The following is an 18221-nucleotide window of genomic DNA, read 5'->3' as shown; positions in this document are numbered from 1 at the left end:
CGTACCGGGAATCAGTGGGAGGCGACGCCGAGCCAGCTATCGAGCAGGGCGCGGTCGCGGAGCAGGGTTTCGCTGTCGCCGTTGTAAACCGCCCGGCCGCGTTCGAGGACCAAGGCGCGGCGGGTCAGCGGGAGGATCTGGCGGGCGTGCTGTTCGACCAGGATCACCCCCATGCCGCCTTCCTCGGTCAGCCGCTGGATGATGGCGAACAGCTCCTGCACGATCAGCGGCGCCAGGCCTTCCATCGGTTCGTCGAGGAGCAGCAGGCGCGGGTTGAGCATCAGCGCGCGGCCCATGGCGAGCATCTGCTGCTCGCCGCCGGAAAGCTGGTTGCCCATGTTGGCGCGGCGCTCCTTGAGGCGCGGGAACATGTCGTAGATGCGTTCCAGGTTCCACGGCCCCGGGCAGGCCACCACGGTGAGGTTTTCCTCGACAGTCAGCGACGGAAAGATGTCGCGCTCCTGCGGCACCCAGCCAAGGCCCAGGTGGGCGCGGCCGTGGGGCGACACGACAGCCAGGTTCTTGCCGGCAAATTCCAGGGTGCCGGAGCGGTACCTGGCGGCGCCCATCAGCGTCGACAGCAGGGTTGTCTTACCCATGCCGTTGCGGCCCAGCAGTGCCAGGCTGCCGCCTTCCTCGAGCGTGAAGGAGATGTCTTCCAGCACCACGGCGTCGCCGTAGCCGGCCCACAGTTTGTCAACTTTCAGCAGCTCAGTCACAGATCGCTTCCCCCAGATAGACTTCCTTGACCTTCGGGTCATGGGCGATCACCTCCGGCGTGCCTTCGGTGAGCACCGCGCCGCCGACCAGTACCGAGATGCGGTCGGCGAAGCGGAAGACCAGGTCCATGTCGTGCTCGATGAGCAGGATGGTCACTTCGCGGGGCAGGCCGGCGATGGTTTCAAAGAGCTCGCGGCTTTCGATGGTGGGCACGCCGGCGGCGGGCTCGTCGAGGAGCAGCACGCTCGGCTTGGCGGCCAGGGCAAGGGCAATCTCGATCAGGCGCTGCTTGCCGTAGGCCAGGTTGCGGGTGGTCTCGTGGGCCACGTCGAGCAGGCGCAGGCGTTCGAGCAGCTCGACCGCCTCGTCGACCGCCGCAGTGTGGCTGCCGACCGACTGCCAGAAGCGGGCGCCGAGGCCGAGGCGTTCATTGACGGCCATCACCACCGATTCGAGCACGGTCAGGTCGGCAAACAGTCGGTTGATCTGGAAAGTCCGGGCCAGGCCGCGCTTGACGCGCTGGTGCTGGGCCAGGTGGGTGACCTTGTCGCCGTTGAGGATCACCTCGCCGCTGGTCGGCTCGAGAAAGCCGGTGAGCAGGTTGATGAGGGTGGTCTTGCCGGCGCCGTTGGGGCCGATCAGCGCGTGGCGCGCGCCGGCCTCGACATTGAGGCTGACCGTATTGGTGGCCACGAAGCCGCCGAACTTCTTCACCAGGCTGGTGGTTTGCAGGGCGTAAGTCATGCTTTGGCGCCTCCCTTGCTCAGTGCGCCGAGGCGCCGTACGCCGCCCATCACGCCGTCGCGGGCGAACAGGACGATCAGCACCAGCAGCAGGCCGAGCCAGAATTGCCAGTATTCGGGGTTCATGTCGGACAGGAAGTGGTGAGCGGTCATGAAGACGATGGTGCCGATCAAGGCGCCGTAGAGGCATCCGGAGCCGCCGAGAACGAGGATCAGCAGCAGTTCGGCCGAGCGGTTGAAGGACAGCACGTCGAGCGCCACGAACTGGGTGGTCTGGGCCAGCAGGGCACCGGCGATGCCGGCGTACAGTGCGCCAATCGTGTACACCGCGGCGAGGCGGGCATTCACCGGAGCGCCGATGGCCGGCATGCGGCCGACGTTCTGGCGGATGCCCTTTAGGCTCAGGCCAAAGGGGCTGTGCACCAGCCGGCGGGCGATGACGAACATCACGAAGAGCACGCCCACCGCGTACCAGTAGGCCGTCTTGCCGAACATGTCGAAGGCGAAGCTGCCGAACAGGGGCTGGATCTCCATGCCCTGCAGGCCGTCCACCCCGCCGGTGATCGGCGTGAGCTTGTTGGCCAGCTCGTAGAGCATCATCGCCACCCCGAGGGTGACCATCAGGCGGGTCAGGTCGGCGCCGCGCAGCACCAGCAGGCTGGAGATGAAGCCTGCCACGGCCGCACAGATGCCGGCCACCAGCAGGCCGAGCAGCGGGTCGCCGTGGCCATGGGCCGCCATCAGGCCGGCGGCGTAGGCACCGATGCCGAAGAAGGCCGTGTGGCCCAGCGAGACGATGCCGGCGAAGCCGAGGATCAGGTCCAGCGACAGGCAGAACAGCGCGGTGATGGCGATCTGGGTGAGCAGCACCAGGTTGTCCTGGAGCAGGAAGTAGCCGGCCACGGGCAGCAGCCAGAAGACCAGCTCGGCCGGATGCCAGCGTGTGGCCCGGGTCAGGGGCGTGAGGTCGATCATGGATTTGTTCATGGCTTTAGCGGGCGGCCTTGCGACCGAACAGGCCCTGCGGGCGGAAGATCAGCATGGCCACCATCACCGCGTAGATCACGAAGGCGCCGGCCTGGGGCACGTAATACTTGCCGGCCACGTCGAAGACGCCGAGGATCAGTGCGGCGATCAGCGAGCCGGTGATGTTGCCGCTGCCACCCACCGCCACGACGATCAGGAAGTACACGATGTACTTCACCGGAAAGCCGGGGTCGAGGCCGAGCATTTCGACACCCAGCGCGCCGCCCAGGCCGGCCAGGCCGGTGCCCAGGGCGAAGGTGAGGGTGAAGATGCGATCCACGTTGATGCCCATGCCGCGGGCGGTGCGCGGGTTGTCCACCGAGGCGCGCAGTTGGGCGCCAAAGCGGGTGCCGGTGACCATCTTCTGCAGCCCGAAGGCGATGGCCAGCCCGAGGACGATCAGGAACAGGCGATACACGCCCATGTCGAGGCCGGGCAGGTTGATCTGGCCCTGCAGGAAAGTCGGCAGCGTCAGCGGTTGCTGCTGGGGCCCGAAGAGATAGTGGGCACCGGCAATCGACATGAAAACCAGGCCGATGGAAAACAGCACCTGGTCCAGGTGCGTGGCGGCATACAGGCGGCGGTACAGGGTGCGCTCGAAGAGCACGCCGAGCAGCGCGGTGCCGATGGCAGCCAGCGGCAGGGCGGCCAGAAAGGGGATGCCGGCGCGGTTGAGCAGCGTCACGGCTACAAAGCCGCCGAACATGGCGAAGGCGCCGTGGGCCAGGTTGACGAAGTTCATCAAGCCCAGGGTCACGGACAGCCCGACGCTGATCAGGAACAGCAGCATGCCGGAGGCGATGCCGTCGAAAATGACGGTCATGGAAGCTCCTTGAGGGATGTAGGGTGGGTGAGGCGATGCCCTGTGGGTCGGACTTCAGTCCGACAACACGGGTTATGCGCGCGGAGTCGGACTGAAGTCCGACCCACGGGAAATCGCGGCTTACTGCTTGCCCGGGTCCTTGAAGGCCGGCACCTGGTCGAATTCCACGTTCTGCAGCTTGCTGCCGACGCGGGTGACCTTGCGGATGTAGATGGTCTGGACGATGTCGCGGGTCACCGGGTCGATGCTTACCGGGCCACGCGGGCTGTTCCAGCTCATGCCCTTGGCGGCTTCGATGAACTTCTCGCCGCTGGCGTCGCCCTTGGTTTTTTCGAGGGTCTTGGCGATCAGCTGCATGCCGTCGTAGCCGCCGACGGACATGAAATTGGGGCGGTCCTTCGGGTAGGCCTTGGCGTAGGCGTCGGTGTAGGCCTGGTTCTCCGGCGACTTGTGGGCGTCGGCGTAATGGAAAGAGGTGGTGATGCCCAGCGCGTTGTCACCCACCGCGTCGAGCAGGTCTTCGTCGGTCAGGTCCCCGGTGGCGATGATGCGGATGCCGGCCTTGGCCAGATCGCGTTCGGCGAAGCCCTTCATGAAGGCGATGGTCTGCTCGCCGGGCGGGACGAACAGGAAGACGGCGTCGGGTTTGACGTCCTTGATCTTTTGCAGGAAGGGCGCGAAGTCGGGGTTTTTGACCGGCGTGCGCACCTCGCCGACGATCTCGCCACCGGCGGCGGTGAAGGTCTTCTTGAACTGGGCTTCCGAGTCGTGGCCGGGGCCGTAGTCGGCGACCAGCGTAAACACCTTCTTGATCTTGTTCTTGGCCGCCCAGCTGGCGATGGGGGCGGTGACCTGCGGCAGCGTGTGGCTGGTGCGGACGATGAAGTTCGACTTGGTGGTGACCGCCGAGGTGGCGGCATTCATCACCACCATCGGCTTCTTCGCTTCGGTGGCGAGGGGCGCCACGGCAAAGGCCGACGGGGTCAGGCCAAAGCCGGCGAGGATGTCCACCTTGTCCTTGACCAGCAGCTCCTGGGCGGCGCGCTTGCTGATTTCCGGGGCCACGCCGGTGTCGTCCTTGACGAGGATCTCGACCTTGCGCCCGGCGATGGTGTCGTTGTGTTCCTTGAGGTACAGGCGGGCGCCGTGTTCGATCTGCTTGCCGTAGGCGGCGAAGGGGCCGGACATGGGCAGCACGAAGCCGATCTTCAGCGGGTCGGCAGCCAGGGCCGAAAAAGCCATGCCGGATGCGGCAAGCGCAACGAAAAGGCCGGACAGGCGGCGGGTCTGGGTCATTCTTGTCTCCTCTTTAATTGTTGTGTGGAACCGTGTTCCCGGTTCCCATCGCCGTGACGACAATTCAGTCTCGGCCTCTGCGGGGGCTTTCAACTAGCGGAAGCTGGCACTATCAGGTATGCCAATCTGCGATATCTGTGGTGGCTGATGCTGCGGCTGCATGAAATATATCGACAGAGCTTCATTCGTACCATGCAGTAAGATAGATTCAGTAAATTCGATAATCGAATAAAGAAAACCCATGAACCCCCTCGATGCCCGCCTGCTCAGTGTCTTCGACGAAGTCTATAAATCGCGCAGCGTGAGCCGCACGGCCGAGACGCTGGGGCTTGGCCAGCCGGCGGTGAGCATTGCGCTGGGCAAGCTGCGCGAACAGTTCGGTGACCCGCTGTTTGTGCGCACGGCCACCGGCATGGACCCGACGCCGCTGGGTGAAGCGCTGATCGACCCGATACGCGAGGCGCTGCAGGCCCTCGAGCGGGTGCTCGGCCAGCGCATGGAGTTCGATCCGCAGCAGTCCACCCGCAACTTCCGCATCTGCATGACCGACATCAGCCAGCTCGTGCTGCTGCCCGGTTTGTGGACCCGCCTGCGGGCGCTGGCGCCGCACATCCACATCGAGGTGCTGCCGCTTTCCGACAAGACGCCGGGATTGCTGGAAACGGGGCGGGCCGACCTGGCCGTCGGTTTTTTGCCCCAGCTGGAGGCCGGCTTCTATCAGCAGGCCTTGTTCCGCCAGCAATACGTGTGCATGGTCAGCGCCGAGCATCCGCGTATTCGCGATGGCTTGACCCGCGAGCAGTTCGAGTCGGAGGAGCACGCGATGGTGTCCACCGAAGGCACCGGGCACCTGATCGTCGACCGCGAGCTGGCCCGGCAGGGCATCCGCCGTCGGGTGGCCTTGCGGATTCCCAACTTTGTCGGCGTGGCCTTCTTCATCGAGCAGACCGATCTGATCCTGACCATTCCGCGTCGCCTGAGCGAAGTGCTCACCGGGCGCGGGCGTTTTCGCTGTTTTCCGGTGCCTTACCCCTTGCCGGAATATTCGGTGCGCCAGCATTGGCACGCCCGTTTCCACAACGACCCGGCCAACCGCTGGTTGCGTGGCTTGATTTCCGAGCTGCTGTCGGAGGGCGGTCCGGTCTGAGTGGGGCGGCGCATCCCGTTCCAAAAGTCCAAGCCGCTGGCTGGATTCGTCCATTCACCGGCTGCCTGCCGGTCCGTAGTCTGCGTCCCTGTTCACACATAAAAACAGACAGGAGACAGGATCATGATCAAGACCCAGGTAGGCATCATCGGCGCCGGCCCGGCAGGGCTGCTGCTTTCGCACATGTTGCATCTGCAGGGCATCGAATCGTTCATCGTTGAGCAACGCACTCGTGACGACATCGAGGCGACCATCAAGGCCGGCGTGCTGGAGCACCCGACGGTCGAACTGCTCAAGCAGATCGGTGTCGGCGAGCGGATGGTGAAGGAAGGCTATGTGCACAACGGCATCGAGCTGTCGTTTGGCGGCAAGCGCCATCGCATCGATCTGCCCGAGCTGACCGGCGGCAAGTCGATCACCGTCTATCCCCAGCATGAGGTGATCAAGGATCTGGTGGCGGCGGTGCTGGCCAACGGCACGACCATCGAGTTCGGCGTCAGCGACGTGAGCCTGCACGATCTGGAGAGCACCCAGCCGGGCATCCGCTATACGAAGAACGGCGAGGCGCAGGAGATTCGCGCCGACTTCATCGGCGGCTGCGACGGCTTTCACGGTCCGTCGCGCCAGGCCATTCCGGCGAACCTGCGCGAAGAACACGCCAAGGTCTATCCCTGCGGCTGGTTCGGCATTCTGTGCGAAGCGCCGCCGTCCAGCGACGAGCTGATCTACGCCCAGAGCGACCGCGGTTTTGTGCTGGTGAGCACGCGTACGCCCACCGTGCAGCGCCTGTACTTCCAGTGCGACCCGAAGGACAGCGTGGACAACTGGTCGGACGAGCGCATCTGGGCCGAGTTCCGCGCCCGCCTGGCCAACGACGACGGCTGGGAGATCAAGGAAGGTCCGATCTTCCAGAAGGGCATCATCGCCATGCGCAGTTTTGTGTGCGAGACGATGCAGCACGGTCGCCTGTTCCTGGCCGGCGACTCGGCCCACATCGTGCCGCCCACCGGCGCAAAGGGGCTCAACCTTGCCGCTGGCGACGTGGTGCTCTTAACCCGCGCGATCACCGATTTCTACCGCAACAATAGCCAGGACGGCCTGGACGGCTACAGCACCCGGGCGGTCAAGCGGGTGTGGCGTGGCGAGCATTTCAGCTGGTGGATGACCAACATGCTCCACGACTTCGAGGGCGAGGACACCATCACCCGGCGCTTCCGCCGCTCGCAGCTGGAATACGTGGTCAGCTCCCGGGCTGCCGCCACGTCGCTGGCGGAGAATTACGTCGGTGTGCCCTTCGAGGGCATAACGGAATGATCTAGCTGCTAGTCCGGAAGGGGGCTTACAGCGCAGGCCGTGGCGGGCCAGAATCGATGCAGAAGCATGGCATCGTGCCATGCCAGGATTACCGCGATGAGCCTCTCTTCCCTTTCCAGGCCCCTGATCCCCAGCTTCACGCTCTATGGCGAGCCCGCCGAGCCGGTGCACGAGTTGCTGCATATCGAGGAAATCCAGTCCCGCAGTCGCGGTCACGACTGGGATATCCAGCCCCATCTGCACCACGGTTTGTACCAGGTGGTGTGGATCCGCGAGGGCAGCGCCCGTGTCGCACTGGATACCGATCGCCAGGAGGTAAGCGGCCCGGTGGCGGTGATCGTGCCGCCCGGCATCGTGCATGGCTTTCGCTTCGCGCCGGAAACCCAGGGGCGGGTGCTGACCCTCGGAGGGCATTTTCTGGTGGAGGGCGAACTCGACACTGCCGGTCAGGCCTTGCGTGAATTGTTCGCCGGGCCGCGGGTGCTGTGCTTCGAGCAGGACGATCCGGCCGCCGGCCGCCTTGATGCGCTGCTGTGCGAACTGGCGGCGGAGTTCATCACCCCCGGCATGGCTGGTACCCCACCGCTGCGCTGGCTGTCGCTGGCCGTGGTATGGCATCTGGCCAAGGCCGGTGTGCGTCTCCAGGCTCGCGGGGAGGGCGGTCCGCTGGCGCACCATCAGGCGTTGTTCACGCGCTTCGTGCTGCAGGTGGAGGCGCGTTACCTTGAGCACTGGCCGGTGGCCCGCTACGCGGCCCAGCTTGGTGTGAGCATCCCGCGCCTCAATCGCCTGATTCGCGTTGAATCAGGTAATAGTGCGCTGGCGCTGATCCATGAACGACTCACCCGCGAGGCTTGTCGTCTATTGTTGTATACGACCGAGCCAGTAACGGGTGTGGCATTGAGTCTCGGCTTCGAGGATCCGGCCTACTTTTGTCGCTTCATCAAGCGCCGCACCGGCCTCAGTCCGTCCCGTTACCGGGAGGCCCACGCGGCCGGCTGATGGGGTGGGGGCTTCCTGTAAAAAAGGGGCTGTTGAAAGTATTTAGGATTAATTTCACTAAATGCTTTCCTTTTTGAAATTCTTGTGTATAATTTCGTTCTCTCAAGTGCGCCCGTAGCTCAGTTGGATAGAGTACTTGGCTACGAACCAAGGGGTCGTGGGTTCGAATCCTGCCGGGCGCACCAGTTTTCAAGAGTCGTTCAAGTGCGATTCTTTTCAGCTTCAGGAAGCTTAGACTTCCGCCGGTCAGTCCGGAAAGTTGAGTTTGTGAGTTGTAAATTGCGCCCGTAGCTCAGTTGGATAGAGTACTTGGCTACGAACCAAGGGGTCGTGGGTTCGAATCCTGCCGGGCGCACCAGTTTTAAGAAGGGACTGCAGAAATGCAGTCCCTTTTTGTTTGGCGGCTTGGTCCCTACACAAAAAACCGCCCCGTGCCTTTGCAGGCCGGGGCGGTTTTGCGTTCAGGGGCCCGTTGCTCAGGCTGCGTCGGGTTGTGCGGCCGGAACCGCCAGCCGGAAGGCATCGAGCTTGTGGCAGGCGGCGTCGATGGCGCTGATCAGGGGCCACTGGGCCATGTCCACCTTGAAACGCCGGGCGCTTTCCACCTGGGGGATCAGATACACGTCGGCAATCGACGGCGTCTGTCCGAAGCAGTAGTCGCCGCGGGCCGTGTCGGCGGCCAGCAGGGCTTCGAGGGCGTCGAAGCCGGCACTGATCCAGGTGGCGCACCAGGCGTTGATGGCAGCCTCGTCACAGTGCAACTGATTGCGCAGGTATTCGAGGATGCGGCGGTTGTTGATGGGGTGGATGTCGCAGCCGACAATCGCCGCCAGCGCCCGCACCCGGGCCCGTGCTTCCGGGGTCGCGGGAAGCAGGGCGGGTTCCGGGTGACGCTCTTCGAGCCATTCGATGATCGCCGGCGACTGGATCAGCACCTTGCCGCCATCGACCAGCGCCGGCACCAGCCCTTGCGGGTTGAGCGCCTTGAACTCAGGCTTGAGGTGCTGCTCGGTGCGCAGATCCACCGGCAGGTACTCGTACTTGAGGCCTTTGAGGTTCAGGGCGATGCGGAGGCGGTGGGACGTGCCGCTGCGGAAGAAGTTATAGAGCTTCATGCGCTCACTCGGCCGCGCCGATGGTGAGGCTGACTTCGCCGACCTTGTCGATGGTGCCCACGATCTTGTCGCCGGTCTTGACTGCGCCAACGCCTTCCGGGGTGCCGGTGTAGATCAGGTCGCCGGGTTCGAGGTGGTAGAACCTGGACAGGTCGGCAATGATTTCCTGGATGTTCCAGATCAGCTTGGAGAGATCGGACGACTGCTTGGTCTCGCCATTCACCGACAGGCTGATGGCGCCGCTGTCGAGCACACCCAGGTCGCCGATCGGCACTATCTCGCTGCACACGGCGGATTTCTCGAAGTCCTTGCCCAGATCCCACGGACGACCGGCTTCGCGGGCCACCAGTTGCAGGTCGCGGCGGGTCATGTCGAGGCCGGCGGCATAGCCGAAGATCATCCCGGCCGCATCGGCTTCGGAGACACGGAAGCCGCTGGCGCCGATGGCGACGACGAGTTCCATTTCGAAGTGGTAGTTGTTGGTGCCGGTGGGGTAGGGCACGGTTTCGCCGGATTCGACCAGGGTCGAGTTGGCCTTGGTGAAGTAGAAGGGGCTGGAGGTGGACTTGTCCACCGGTCGGCCCATTTCAAGGGCGTGGGCGTGGTAGTTGCGGCCGACGCAGAAGATGCGCTTCACCGGCAGGCGGGCTGTGCTGCCGCGCACGGGCAGGGAGAAAACCGGCTGCGGATTCCAGAGGTAGGTCTGTTGGGTCATGTCTTTTTCCTTTTTGAATGGGGCTGTGGGCGCTGGGTGTGGCGTTCAGCCGCGGTTTTCGAAGACGCCGAGCTTGCGGTGTAGCGGGGTTTCGTCGGCGATGAAAACGAAGGCCGGCGCATCGGCGGACGGGTTTGTCAGGCTCACTGGGGTGTAGCCGGGGGCGCAGCAGGTGTCGCCTTCGGCAAGGCTGAACTGTTGTTCGTCGATGCTGATCTTCGCGGCGCCTTCAATCAAGTGGAAGACCATGGCGGGTGAGCGCACCGGCAGCCTGAGCGTCTGGCCGGGGCGCAGCATCAGGGCGTAAAAGCCGAGGATGTTCTGCGCATCGCCGCCGGTTTCCGGATTGACGTAGGTGAGCTGGACGGCTTCGACATTCGACTCGTCGGCGGCCAGCGATTCCAGTGCGGTGCGGGCTTCGGCCCACGGGTAGTGCAGCATCGGGTAGGCCTTGCCGGCGCGCTCGAAGATCGGTGTCGGCACCAGGCCGCCACGGGCGTAAGACTTGGCGCCCTGGCCGGGCTTGACGGTCTGGCTCGGGCCTTCGAGGTGGTAGGAGGCTTCCACGTAATACACCAGCGGCAGGTCGAGCACGTCCAGCCACACCACCGGCTGGTCGCCTTCGTGGCCGTGTTCGTGCCACAGGCCGGTGGGGGTGAGGATCAGGTCGCCGCGGCGCATCGGGCATTTTTCACCGTCGACGGTGGTGTAGGCGCCTTCGCCTTCGACGATCATGCGGATCGCGTTCGGGGTGTGGCGATGCGGGGGCGCCAGCTCGCCGGGCAGCAGCAATTGCATGCCCAGGTACATGGCGGCGCTGGCCTGCATCTTTTCGAGGCCGTGGCCCGGGTTGGCCAGCACCAGCACGCGGCGTTCGGCTTTTTCGATCGGGGTCAGTTCGCCGGCCTTCAGCAGCAGCGGGCGCAGGGTCTTGTAGGGCCAGTGGATGGCGCGGGTGTTGGGACGGGGCTTTTCTGGCGGCAATACGGCACGCAGGCTGGGCCACAGGGGTACCAGGTTGTGGGCTTTCAGTTCGTCGCGGTAGTCCTGGGGCAGGTCTTCGAGACGGCCCAGGGTGTCAAAACGGCCATGATCTTGCATTGGGGATGTCCTTGTGTGCGGTCGGGCGGTGGGCGTGATCAGTCCTGGGCCAGGCAGTTGCCGACGTTCCAGCCGTACAGCCATTCCATGGCGTCGTAGAAGCGCTCGGCGCTGCGGCCCTTCCACAGGGAGTTGCGCACCAGGCGCTCGACGCCCTTGGCATGGTAGAGGCGACCCATCTCGCGGCCCGACAGTACGATGCGGGCGGTGCGGGTGATGCGCGAACGCTGGTACAGATCGAGGGCCTTGGTCCAGTCTTTGCCGGTCACGCGCAGGGCTTCGCCGAGCGTCACGGCATCTTCGAGTGCCATGCAGGCACCCTGGGCCATGTACTGGGTGGTGGGGTGGGCAGCGTCGCCCAGCAGGGTGGCGCGGCCGAAGGTCCATTGGCCGATGGGTTCGCGGTCGGCTGTGGCCCAGCGCTTCCAGGTCTTGGGCAGGTCGATCAGTTGGCGGGCTTTCGGGCAGATGCCCTGGAAGTAGCTCTGCACTTCTTCCTTGCTGCCTTCGGTGACGCCCCATTCTTCGGTCTGGCGGCTGTGGAAGGTGACGACGATGTTGTACTGCTCGCCGCCGCGCAGCGGGTAATGCACCAAATGGCAGTTGGGGCCGACCCAGATGCTGGCGGCGTTCCATTTCAGCTCGTCCGGAAAGTCGGCCTTGTCCACAACAGCGCGATACACCACGTGGCCGGTGACGCGCGGGGGATCGCTGACATATTGCTGGCGCACCACCGACTTGACGCCGTCGGCGCCGATCAGCGCAACGCCGCGGTAGGCCTTGCCGTGCTGGTCGTAAACGGTGACGCCTTCCTCATCCTGCTCGACGCGTTCGATGCGGGTGCTGGTCTGGAATTCGACCTTGCCGGTTTCCTGGGCGCCTTCGAGCAGCGACAGGTGTACATCCACCCGGTGGATGACGGCGTAGGGGTTGCCGAAACGCTTGCGGAAGTTCTCGTCGGTGGGGATCTTGCCGACCTGGTATTCGTCGATGGCGTCGTGCATCACCATGTAATCGGTGAACACGGAACGGCTGCGCGCCTTGTCGCCCACGCCGAGTGCGTCGAAGGCGTGGAAGGCATTGGGGCCGAGCTGGATGCCGGCGCCGATTTCGCCGATTTCGGGGGCCTGCTCGAAAACCTTGACCTGAAAACCCTGGCGAACCAGGGCGAGGGCGGCGGCCAGACCGCCGATGCCGCCACCGGCGACGAGAACAGGAAGCGAAGCGGAACTGGAAGTCATAGCGTCTCCTTATTGGTGTATATCCAGTGTCAATGAGGAGCACTATTTCGTAAATATATGCTATTGAATAGAGAGATTTCCAATTTTAGATAGAGGTGTGGCGTCGGGCTTGCGCAGCAGGGCTGCGCCCATGCGGATCGGGCTGCCGTCCTGAAGCCCGGGGCACAGGGCAAAGCCCTTGGGAGCAAAAACGATGATCGTCGAGCCGTGTTCGAACCAGCCCATCTCCTGTCCCTTGGCAAAGTCGGCCTGCGCAGGAATCTCGTTGGGCCCCCGGTAGCGGATGTGCAGCAGCACATCCAGCCAGTGCAGGCGGATGCTGGCGACGAGGATGGCGGCCACGGGCACCAGTGTGATCGGTGCGCCGCCGTTGGCCAGGCGGGTGCGGATCACCGCCCGTTCATTCTTGCAGTAGAGCTTTTCGACGCGCTTGAGGGCGACTGGATTGACGTTCCAGGTATCGCCGGAGATGTAGGTGACATGCTCGACGCGCAGGTCGGCTGGGGCATGGAAGCGGTGGTACATGCTCGACTTGAGGCGCAGGGTGACGTAGCTGCCGTTGCGGTAGGTTTCCACCAGCGCCGGGTCGCCGAGCAGGTCGATAAGCGGGTAGGGCGCGCCCTTGGCCTGCAGCACGTCGGTGCCGTCGATCTGCCCGCAGGCGCCGATGATGGCGTCGCAGGGGCTGCTGAGGACGGCCGGGTTGGTGTCGATGGGGCGGGCGCCGTCCTTCAGTTGGCGGGTGAAGCAGTCGTGCATGCTCTTGAAACGGGTCTGCCTGGCTTCGGATAAATCCAGGTCGGCAAAGAGTCGCCAGACGGCGATGGAAAGCTTCGCCACGACGGGGTTCTCGATCTTGCTGAATGTGCCCATGAAGCGGGTCAGCAGGGCGCGGGGAACCCGGTTGGTGAGGAGGAAGTTGAGGTCTTCCTGATTAGTGATGCGGCTGAGGAGGCTTTTGATTTTCATGGCTTTGTAACCGGGGTCGGTTAAATCAGTCATCTTTCAACTGTGGAGTGCTTGCGCGTGGAAGATGCATTGGTATTGGCCGGGCTCGGGGCGCTTGTGCTGCCCGCTCTGGTTGTGAAGGCGAAGCGTCGGCTCGAGCTGTCGAAGGGCAAGCATCCGTCCCTTGCCGGGCATTCGAAGATGTCCCGTCGGGTGGCTAAGCTGCTGCCTTTTTACGAATACGACGAGTACGGTTTCTTCCGTTCGGATGACGCACCGGAGGACGTGGCGGTGCGGCGCCGGGAGGGCTTTTTCCGATTGGTATCGGCCTACCGGGAGCGCTTTGCCCAAAGCGCGGCACTGACTGCCGAGGCGGCCGAGGGTGTGTCGGACATGCAGTTCACCGGCGCCTACCGGGTGCCCTTCCAGTACAGCCGTTTCGTGCGCCAGCACCTCAAGGGCGGCTCCTTCCTGCAGGCGTCGTCCGGCGTGACGGTTACCGACCTGGACGGCAATGTCTTCTACGATCTGACCGGCTCCTACGGCGTCAATGTGTTCGGCTACGACTTCTACAAGGACTGCCTGGCCCGCGGCGCCGAACGGGTGAAGGATCTGGGCCCGGTGCTCGGCGCCTACCACCCGCTGCTGGCCAGCAACGTGCGGCGCCTGAAGGAAATCTCGGGGCTGGACGAGGTGTCCTTCCACATGTCGGGCACCGAGGCGGTGATGCAGGCCGTGCGCCTGGCCCGCTACCACACCGGCCGGACGCACCTGGTGCGCTTTTGCGGGGCTTATCACGGCTGGTGGGGCGACGTGCAGCCCGGTGTCGGCAACCCGGTGGCGGCCAATCAGACTTACACGCTGAAGGACATGCACGCCGATGCGCTGCGTGTGCTGCGCCGCCGCAAAGACATCGCCTGCGTGCTGGTCAATCCGCTGCAGGCGCTGCACCCGAATGGTGGTGCGCCGGGGGATTCGTCGCTGGTGGACAGCGCCCGCAAGGCAGCTTTCGACCGGGCCGCCTACACCGCCTGGCTGAAGGAACTGCGCGAGGTGTGCACCGAGCGCGGCATCGTGCTGATCTTCGATGAGGTTTTTGTCGGCTTCCGGCTGGCCCGCGGTGGTGCGCAGGAATACTTTGGCGTGCAGGCCGACATGGTCACCTACGGCAAAACGCTCGGTGGCGGCATGCCGGTGGGCGTGGTGTGCGGCAAGCGGGCGCTGATGAAGCGTTTTCGCGACGACCGGCCGGCGGACATCTGTTTTGCCCGCGGTACCTTCAATTCGCACCCCTACGTGATGGGGGCGATGGCCGAGTTTCTGGTGCGCATCGAGACGCCGGAAGTGCAGGCGCTGTATGCCGGACTGGAGGAAACCTGGAATGTCCGGGCGCAGCGCTTCAATGCCCGGCTGAAGGCCGAAGGCCTGCCGGTGCAGGTCGCCAACGTCTCGTCGATCTGGACGGTTTTTTACACGGAACCAAGTCGTTACAACTGGATTCTGCAGTATTACCTGAGGCTGGAAGGGCTGGCCTTGAGCTGGGTCGGCACCGGACGCTTCATCTTCAGTCTGAACTACTCGGATGCTGATTTCGACACGGTGCTGGAGCGCTTTGTGGCCGCGGCGAAGAAGATGGCGGCGGATGGCTGGTGGTGGACCGACGGGACGCTCAGCAACAAGGGCATCAAGCGCCGCATCCTGAAGGAGATGCTGATCCATCGTTTTCTGAAGTAAAGAAAACGCCCTTCCACCCCTCGCAGGATGGAAGGGCGTCGCGCCTTGATCAGGCGTGCTGGCGGGACACGATGCTGCGCAGCAGCAGGAGCGGGGCTTTGTGGTACAGCTTGATGTCGTGGTACGGGTCGGTGAGGATCTTGGTGAACCAGACGAGGCCGGTCTGCACGTCGCGCAGGAAGAACAGATGCACGGTGCGGAAGAGCAGGCCGCCAACGCCGAGGGCCAGCCACATCTTGCCCACGTGATCGATATAGCCGTCCATGTTGGTGTGGGCGTCGAAGAGGCCGAGCAGGGTCGGGTTGAGGTAGAGCGCGACCGGAATGAAGGCCCAGATGGACAGCAGCACGACCTTGCGTTTCAGGTTGTAGCCGACTTTCACCGCTTCCTTGTATTCGTTGGAAACCTGGTTTTCCTCGTCGAAGCCCAGCGGTTCGAAGAAGAAGTGGCCGGATTGGCGGGTCACCATCGATACCATCCAGCCGATCAGGGCCGCATTGACCGGATCGGAAAACATGAAGGCGTAAGCCGTCAGAAAACTGACCGCACTGATGAGGTGCAGAGTCTGATTGACCAGGCTGTGGTGATAGAAGCGGTGGTCGTCCCACCGCTGGGTTTCAAGTGCGCGCAGAAAGTCCTTCATTACGTCTCCCAAGTTTGGCAATCAAGCCTTCAAGGCAAGACTAAGAAGCGCGCGTTACCGGGCGGCTGCGGGAATGTTAAGGAACGGTGATCCCTTTGCGTCGCTCTGGTTTGCTGTTTTGTTCCTCGTCAAAATGTGAACTTCACCGGGTTGTCGGGATACGGGAGTGTGAATTCGATGAGGCGGGTCAATCAGGGGCGCTGGATTGCCGTGGTGGTGCTGGCCGTTGGCGGCGTGCTTGTTTCCAGCCATGGCGGAGCCGGGAAGTGGCTTGCGGGGCTTCTGCTGGCTAGTCTTGGCGTGCTGCTGGGGCGCATCCTGTGGTTGCGCTGGGCCGAGCGGAGCAGGGAAGCATTCGTGAAGGATTATCGTTTTCCTCCCGGTCTTGCGCGCAAGCTGCGGGACACCTATCCGCATTTGAGCGAGGGGCAGGCGGAGATGGTGCTGCGCGAGCTGCGCAACTTCTTTCATGTGGCGAGGGCGGCCCGGGGGCAGATGGTGTCGATGCCCAGCCAGGCCGTCGATGTGGCCTGGCATGAGTTCATCCTGTTCACCCGCGGTTATCGACTGTTCTGCCGGCAGGCCTTGGGACGCTTTCTTGATCACACCCCGGCCGAGCACATGCAGTCACCCCAGTCGGCGCAGGTCGGCTTGCGCAGGACCTGGTTGCAGGCCTGTCGCCTCGAGGGGATCGATCCCCGCAAGCCGGAACGCTTGCCGATGCTGTTTGCCCTCGACGGTCTGCTCCAGATTCCGGATGGATTCCGTTACGCCTTGAATTGCATGGGGCCGGACGGAACGGGGACGACGGATGCCTATTGTGCCAGCCATATCGGTTGCGGCGGAGGTGATGGTGGTTGCGGTGGTGGTGACGTGGACGGTAGTGGTGGAGATGGATGCGGTGGAGGAGGCTGCGGCGGCGGAGATTGATCGCCGCCGCTCAATGGTCAAGGCGAGGCTATGCCGGGGCCAGCAGTTGCACGAACCAGAAGCCGAGGACGACAGCAAGAATCAGGGCTGCCAGCGCACCGTGATTGCGCTTGATCAGATCCGGTCCCCGGCCGGGCAGGCGTCCGCTGAACATGCGGGCGGCCAGGTTTTGCCGACGCAGCAGGCTGCTGGTAACAATCAGCAGCAGGTGCCCCAGCACCATGACAAGCATGCCATCGCTGCTCAGTTCATGCAGCTCCTCCAGCCAGTCTCCGCCGAGTTCCTCGTAGACGGCGTAACCGCTGATGCTGGCAATGAGCGCAAAGCCGAGGATCAGGATGGCGAACAGGGTGTTCAGCAGGTTCTGCGCTGCGCTGGGATTCGGTTTGCCGCTGCGAAGGCTGCGCAGGAAGTCCGGTGTGCCACGGAGTTTTGCCGCCCATGCCGACAGCCGGGTGTGACGCGGCCCGATCAGGCCCCAGAGTACGCGATGGACCACCAGACCGAGGATGGTGTAGCCGAGGCTCACGTGCAGGAGGCGCCAGCGTTCGCTGTCGCCGCTTAGATAGGCGCCGATGAAGCTGAGGGCCAGCAGCCAGTGCACGACCCGGGTCGGAGCGTCCACCACCCGCCGGCTGGCCGGGATGGCGGGGCTGCGTTCAGCGCGGGATGCGGATGCGGTGTTCATTGAAATCACCTTTCTCGGCCTGGGGGTGGCAGGCCGAGCAGTTCGCTGCGCTCTTGATGGCAGGGCGCGCCCATGTCGCGGCCGGCACTTCGTCGTGCTTCTTGATGAACCAGCGGGTGCGGGTGATGCGGTTCTCGGGCGGTGCTTCGCGGACGCGTTTATAGGTGCCGGCGTGGCTGCCCAGCCAGTCGCTCACGGCGGCGGCCGTTGCGGTGTCGAGGGAGGCATCCGAGCCGAAATGGGTGGGCAGGGTGTGCATCAGGCGGCGCCAGGATTCGGCGGGGAGGTAGGCTGGTGGATAGGCCATGTGGCAGGCCGCACATTCTTGCTGATAGGCCGGCAGCAGAGGAACCTGGCGGGTTTGCTGCTCACCGTCGGCCCAGGCAGCGATGCCCATGCCAAGACCTGCCAGCAGGCCGAGCAGGTGAAGCAGAGCCACTACCGGGCGGGAAGAGGGATGAGAAATGTTTGGCAATGGGGCTCTCCTTGGTCAGGGCCGGTGGGCGGGATCAGGGCTTGAGGCTGAGCAGCCAGGCCAGCACGTCGGCCTTTTCGGCGGCCGTGCATTCCCGCGTCAGTACGTCCTTGCAGTTGCGGCGGAACCATTTTTCGACTTTGGCCGGATCGGTAAAGCGTTCCGGATTGACGGCCGGGGCCAGGGCCGTGATGGGCTTGCCGGTCGAGGCGTGTTTGCCGCCTCCGGTTGGAACCGCCCCGTGACAGGAACTGCAGCTCCAGTCGCCGCCATGTGTGCCGGTAAAGAATTGCTGACCGCGCGTGGCCGAAGACGGTGCCTGAGCCTGCCCGCTGTAGCCAGCGAGCAGTTCGGTCGGGGCTGCCGCGTGAACGACTGCGGCGAGGCTGGTGCTGGCAACAAACAGTGTCGTCGGCAGGTGCTTGAACAGGGACTTGCGTGTCATGGCGTCTCCTCGATGAGGATCTTCATCCTCGGCGCCATTCCTTAATTCAGCCTTAACCACAAACGCAGTGGCGTTGGTTGCTGTGGTGGATGCAGAAGAGCCCGGAGCGGGCGGC

19 protein-coding genes and 2 tRNA genes are annotated in these 18221 nt (G+C 64.0%); 7 read left to right on the top strand and 14 right to left on the bottom strand.

What is annotated here, in order from left to right:
* Nucleotides 1–11: 11 nt before the first annotated feature.
* The 5 genes from ETQ85_RS10105 to ETQ85_RS10085 form a co-directional block, all read right to left on the bottom strand.
* Complete coding sequence (locus ETQ85_RS10105; RefSeq protein ID WP_148578920.1) at nt 12–719, bottom strand: ABC transporter ATP-binding protein; 708 nt, start codon at nt 717–719, stop codon at nt 12–14.
* Entirely contained in the window at nt 712–1464 is a 753-nt protein-coding gene (locus tag ETQ85_RS10100; protein WP_148578919.1) for an ABC transporter ATP-binding protein, read from the bottom strand. Before ETQ85_RS10100 ends, ETQ85_RS10105 begins: the two co-directional genes overlap by 8 nt.
* Nucleotides 1461–2450 carry a branched-chain amino acid ABC transporter permease gene (locus ETQ85_RS10095; RefSeq protein ID WP_148578918.1) on the bottom strand — a complete coding sequence of 330 codons (990 nt, stop codon included), beginning with the start codon at nt 2448–2450 and terminating at the stop codon, nt 1461–1463. Before ETQ85_RS10095 ends, ETQ85_RS10100 begins: the two co-directional genes overlap by 4 nt.
* Nucleotides 2451–2454: 4 nt before the next feature.
* Complete coding sequence (locus ETQ85_RS10090) at nt 2455–3312, bottom strand: branched-chain amino acid ABC transporter permease (protein WP_148578917.1); 858 nt, start codon at nt 3310–3312, stop codon at nt 2455–2457.
* A gap of 120 nt (nt 3313–3432) precedes the next feature.
* Nucleotides 3433–4608 (bottom strand): ABC transporter substrate-binding protein, encoded by a 1176-nt coding sequence (locus tag ETQ85_RS10085; protein ID WP_148578916.1) that lies wholly within the window; start codon nt 4606–4608, stop codon nt 3433–3435.
* A gap of 241 nt (nt 4609–4849) precedes the next feature.
* Between ETQ85_RS10085 and ETQ85_RS10080 the strand changes: the two genes are divergently transcribed.
* The 5 genes from ETQ85_RS10080 to ETQ85_RS10060 all read left to right on the top strand — a co-directional run bounded on the left by ETQ85_RS10080 (nt 4850) and on the right by ETQ85_RS10060 (nt 8429).
* Complete coding sequence (locus ETQ85_RS10080; protein ID WP_148578915.1) at nt 4850–5755, top strand: LysR family transcriptional regulator; 906 nt, start codon at nt 4850–4852, stop codon at nt 5753–5755.
* A 123-nt stretch (nt 5756–5878) separates the two neighbouring features.
* Nucleotides 5879–7069, top strand: a complete 1191-nt coding sequence (locus tag ETQ85_RS10075; protein ID WP_246128726.1) for a 4-hydroxybenzoate 3-monooxygenase — start codon at nt 5879–5881, stop codon at nt 7067–7069.
* A 96-nt stretch (nt 7070–7165) separates the two neighbouring features.
* Nucleotides 7166–8071, top strand: a complete 906-nt coding sequence (locus tag ETQ85_RS10070; protein ID WP_148578914.1) for a helix-turn-helix domain-containing protein — start codon at nt 7166–7168, stop codon at nt 8069–8071.
* 108 nt (nt 8072–8179) lie between these two features.
* Nucleotides 8180–8256 (top strand) — tRNA-Arg (locus ETQ85_RS10065).
* 96 nt (nt 8257–8352) lie between these two features.
* Nucleotides 8353–8429: transfer RNA gene (locus tag ETQ85_RS10060), tRNA-Arg, on the top strand.
* A 118-nt stretch (nt 8430–8547) separates the two neighbouring features.
* On the opposite strand, the gene maiA is transcribed toward ETQ85_RS10060, so the two are convergent.
* Genes maiA through asd form a run of 5 tightly spaced genes read right to left on the bottom strand, consistent with a single transcriptional unit; the run spans nt 8548 to nt 13212 of the window.
* Entirely contained in the window at nt 8548–9186 is a 639-nt protein-coding gene (maiA, locus tag ETQ85_RS10055; RefSeq protein ID WP_148578913.1) for a maleylacetoacetate isomerase, read from the bottom strand.
* A 4-nt stretch (nt 9187–9190) separates the two neighbouring features.
* The gene (locus ETQ85_RS10050) at nt 9191–9901 is read right to left on the bottom strand and encodes a fumarylacetoacetate hydrolase family protein (protein ID WP_148578912.1); all 711 of its coding nucleotides are present in this window, start codon (nt 9899–9901) and stop codon (nt 9191–9193) included.
* 45 nt (nt 9902–9946) lie between these two features.
* The gene (locus ETQ85_RS10045) at nt 9947–11002 is read right to left on the bottom strand and encodes a cupin domain-containing protein (RefSeq protein WP_148578911.1); all 1056 of its coding nucleotides are present in this window, start codon (nt 11000–11002) and stop codon (nt 9947–9949) included.
* A gap of 38 nt (nt 11003–11040) precedes the next feature.
* Nucleotides 11041–12243, bottom strand: a complete 1203-nt coding sequence (locus ETQ85_RS10040; RefSeq protein ID WP_148578910.1) for a 3-hydroxybenzoate 6-monooxygenase — start codon at nt 12241–12243, stop codon at nt 11041–11043.
* 60 nt (nt 12244–12303) lie between these two features.
* On the bottom strand, nt 12304–13212 hold the full coding sequence (gene asd / locus ETQ85_RS10035) for an archaetidylserine decarboxylase (RefSeq protein WP_148578909.1): 909 nt from the start codon (nt 13210–13212) through the stop codon (nt 12304–12306).
* Between the two features lie 57 nt (nt 13213–13269).
* On the opposite strand from asd, the gene ETQ85_RS10030 reads away from it, so the two are divergent.
* Nucleotides 13270–14925, top strand: coding sequence for an aminotransferase class III-fold pyridoxal phosphate-dependent enzyme (locus tag ETQ85_RS10030; RefSeq protein WP_148578908.1), 1656 nt, complete (start codon nt 13270–13272; stop codon nt 14923–14925).
* 49 nt (nt 14926–14974) lie between these two features.
* Here the strand turns inward: ETQ85_RS10030 and ETQ85_RS10025 are convergent, their stop codons facing one another.
* Complete coding sequence (locus tag ETQ85_RS10025) at nt 14975–15568, bottom strand: hypothetical protein (RefSeq protein WP_148578907.1); 594 nt, start codon at nt 15566–15568, stop codon at nt 14975–14977.
* A gap of 177 nt (nt 15569–15745) precedes the next feature.
* Between ETQ85_RS10025 and ETQ85_RS10020 the strand changes: the two genes are divergently transcribed.
* Complete coding sequence (locus tag ETQ85_RS10020) at nt 15746–16498, top strand: glycine-rich domain-containing protein (protein ID WP_246128724.1); 753 nt, start codon at nt 15746–15748, stop codon at nt 16496–16498.
* A gap of 28 nt (nt 16499–16526) precedes the next feature.
* Here ETQ85_RS10020 and ETQ85_RS10015 read toward each other — a convergent pair whose 3' ends face one another.
* From ETQ85_RS10015 to ETQ85_RS10005, 3 genes are read right to left on the bottom strand one after another with little or no spacing between them, the layout of a single operon-like run.
* Complete coding sequence (locus ETQ85_RS10015) at nt 16527–17186, bottom strand: cytochrome b/b6 domain-containing protein (protein WP_148578906.1); 660 nt, start codon at nt 17184–17186, stop codon at nt 16527–16529.
* Nucleotides 17158–17661, bottom strand: coding sequence for a diheme cytochrome c (locus ETQ85_RS10010; RefSeq protein WP_222862124.1), 504 nt, complete (start codon nt 17659–17661; stop codon nt 17158–17160). The genes ETQ85_RS10015 and ETQ85_RS10010 overlap by 29 nt, the downstream gene beginning before the upstream one ends.
* A gap of 34 nt (nt 17662–17695) precedes the next feature.
* Entirely contained in the window at nt 17696–18106 is a 411-nt protein-coding gene (locus tag ETQ85_RS10005) for a DUF1924 domain-containing protein (protein ID WP_148578905.1), read from the bottom strand.
* Between the last annotated feature and the right edge of the window lie 115 nt (nt 18107–18221).

Origin of the sequence: Zoogloea oleivorans (genome assembly GCF_008107625.1) — a bacterium.
GTDB lineage: Bacteria > Pseudomonadota > Gammaproteobacteria > Burkholderiales > Rhodocyclaceae > Zoogloea > Zoogloea oleivorans.
This window is presented reverse-complemented; position numbering and strand designations above follow the sequence as displayed.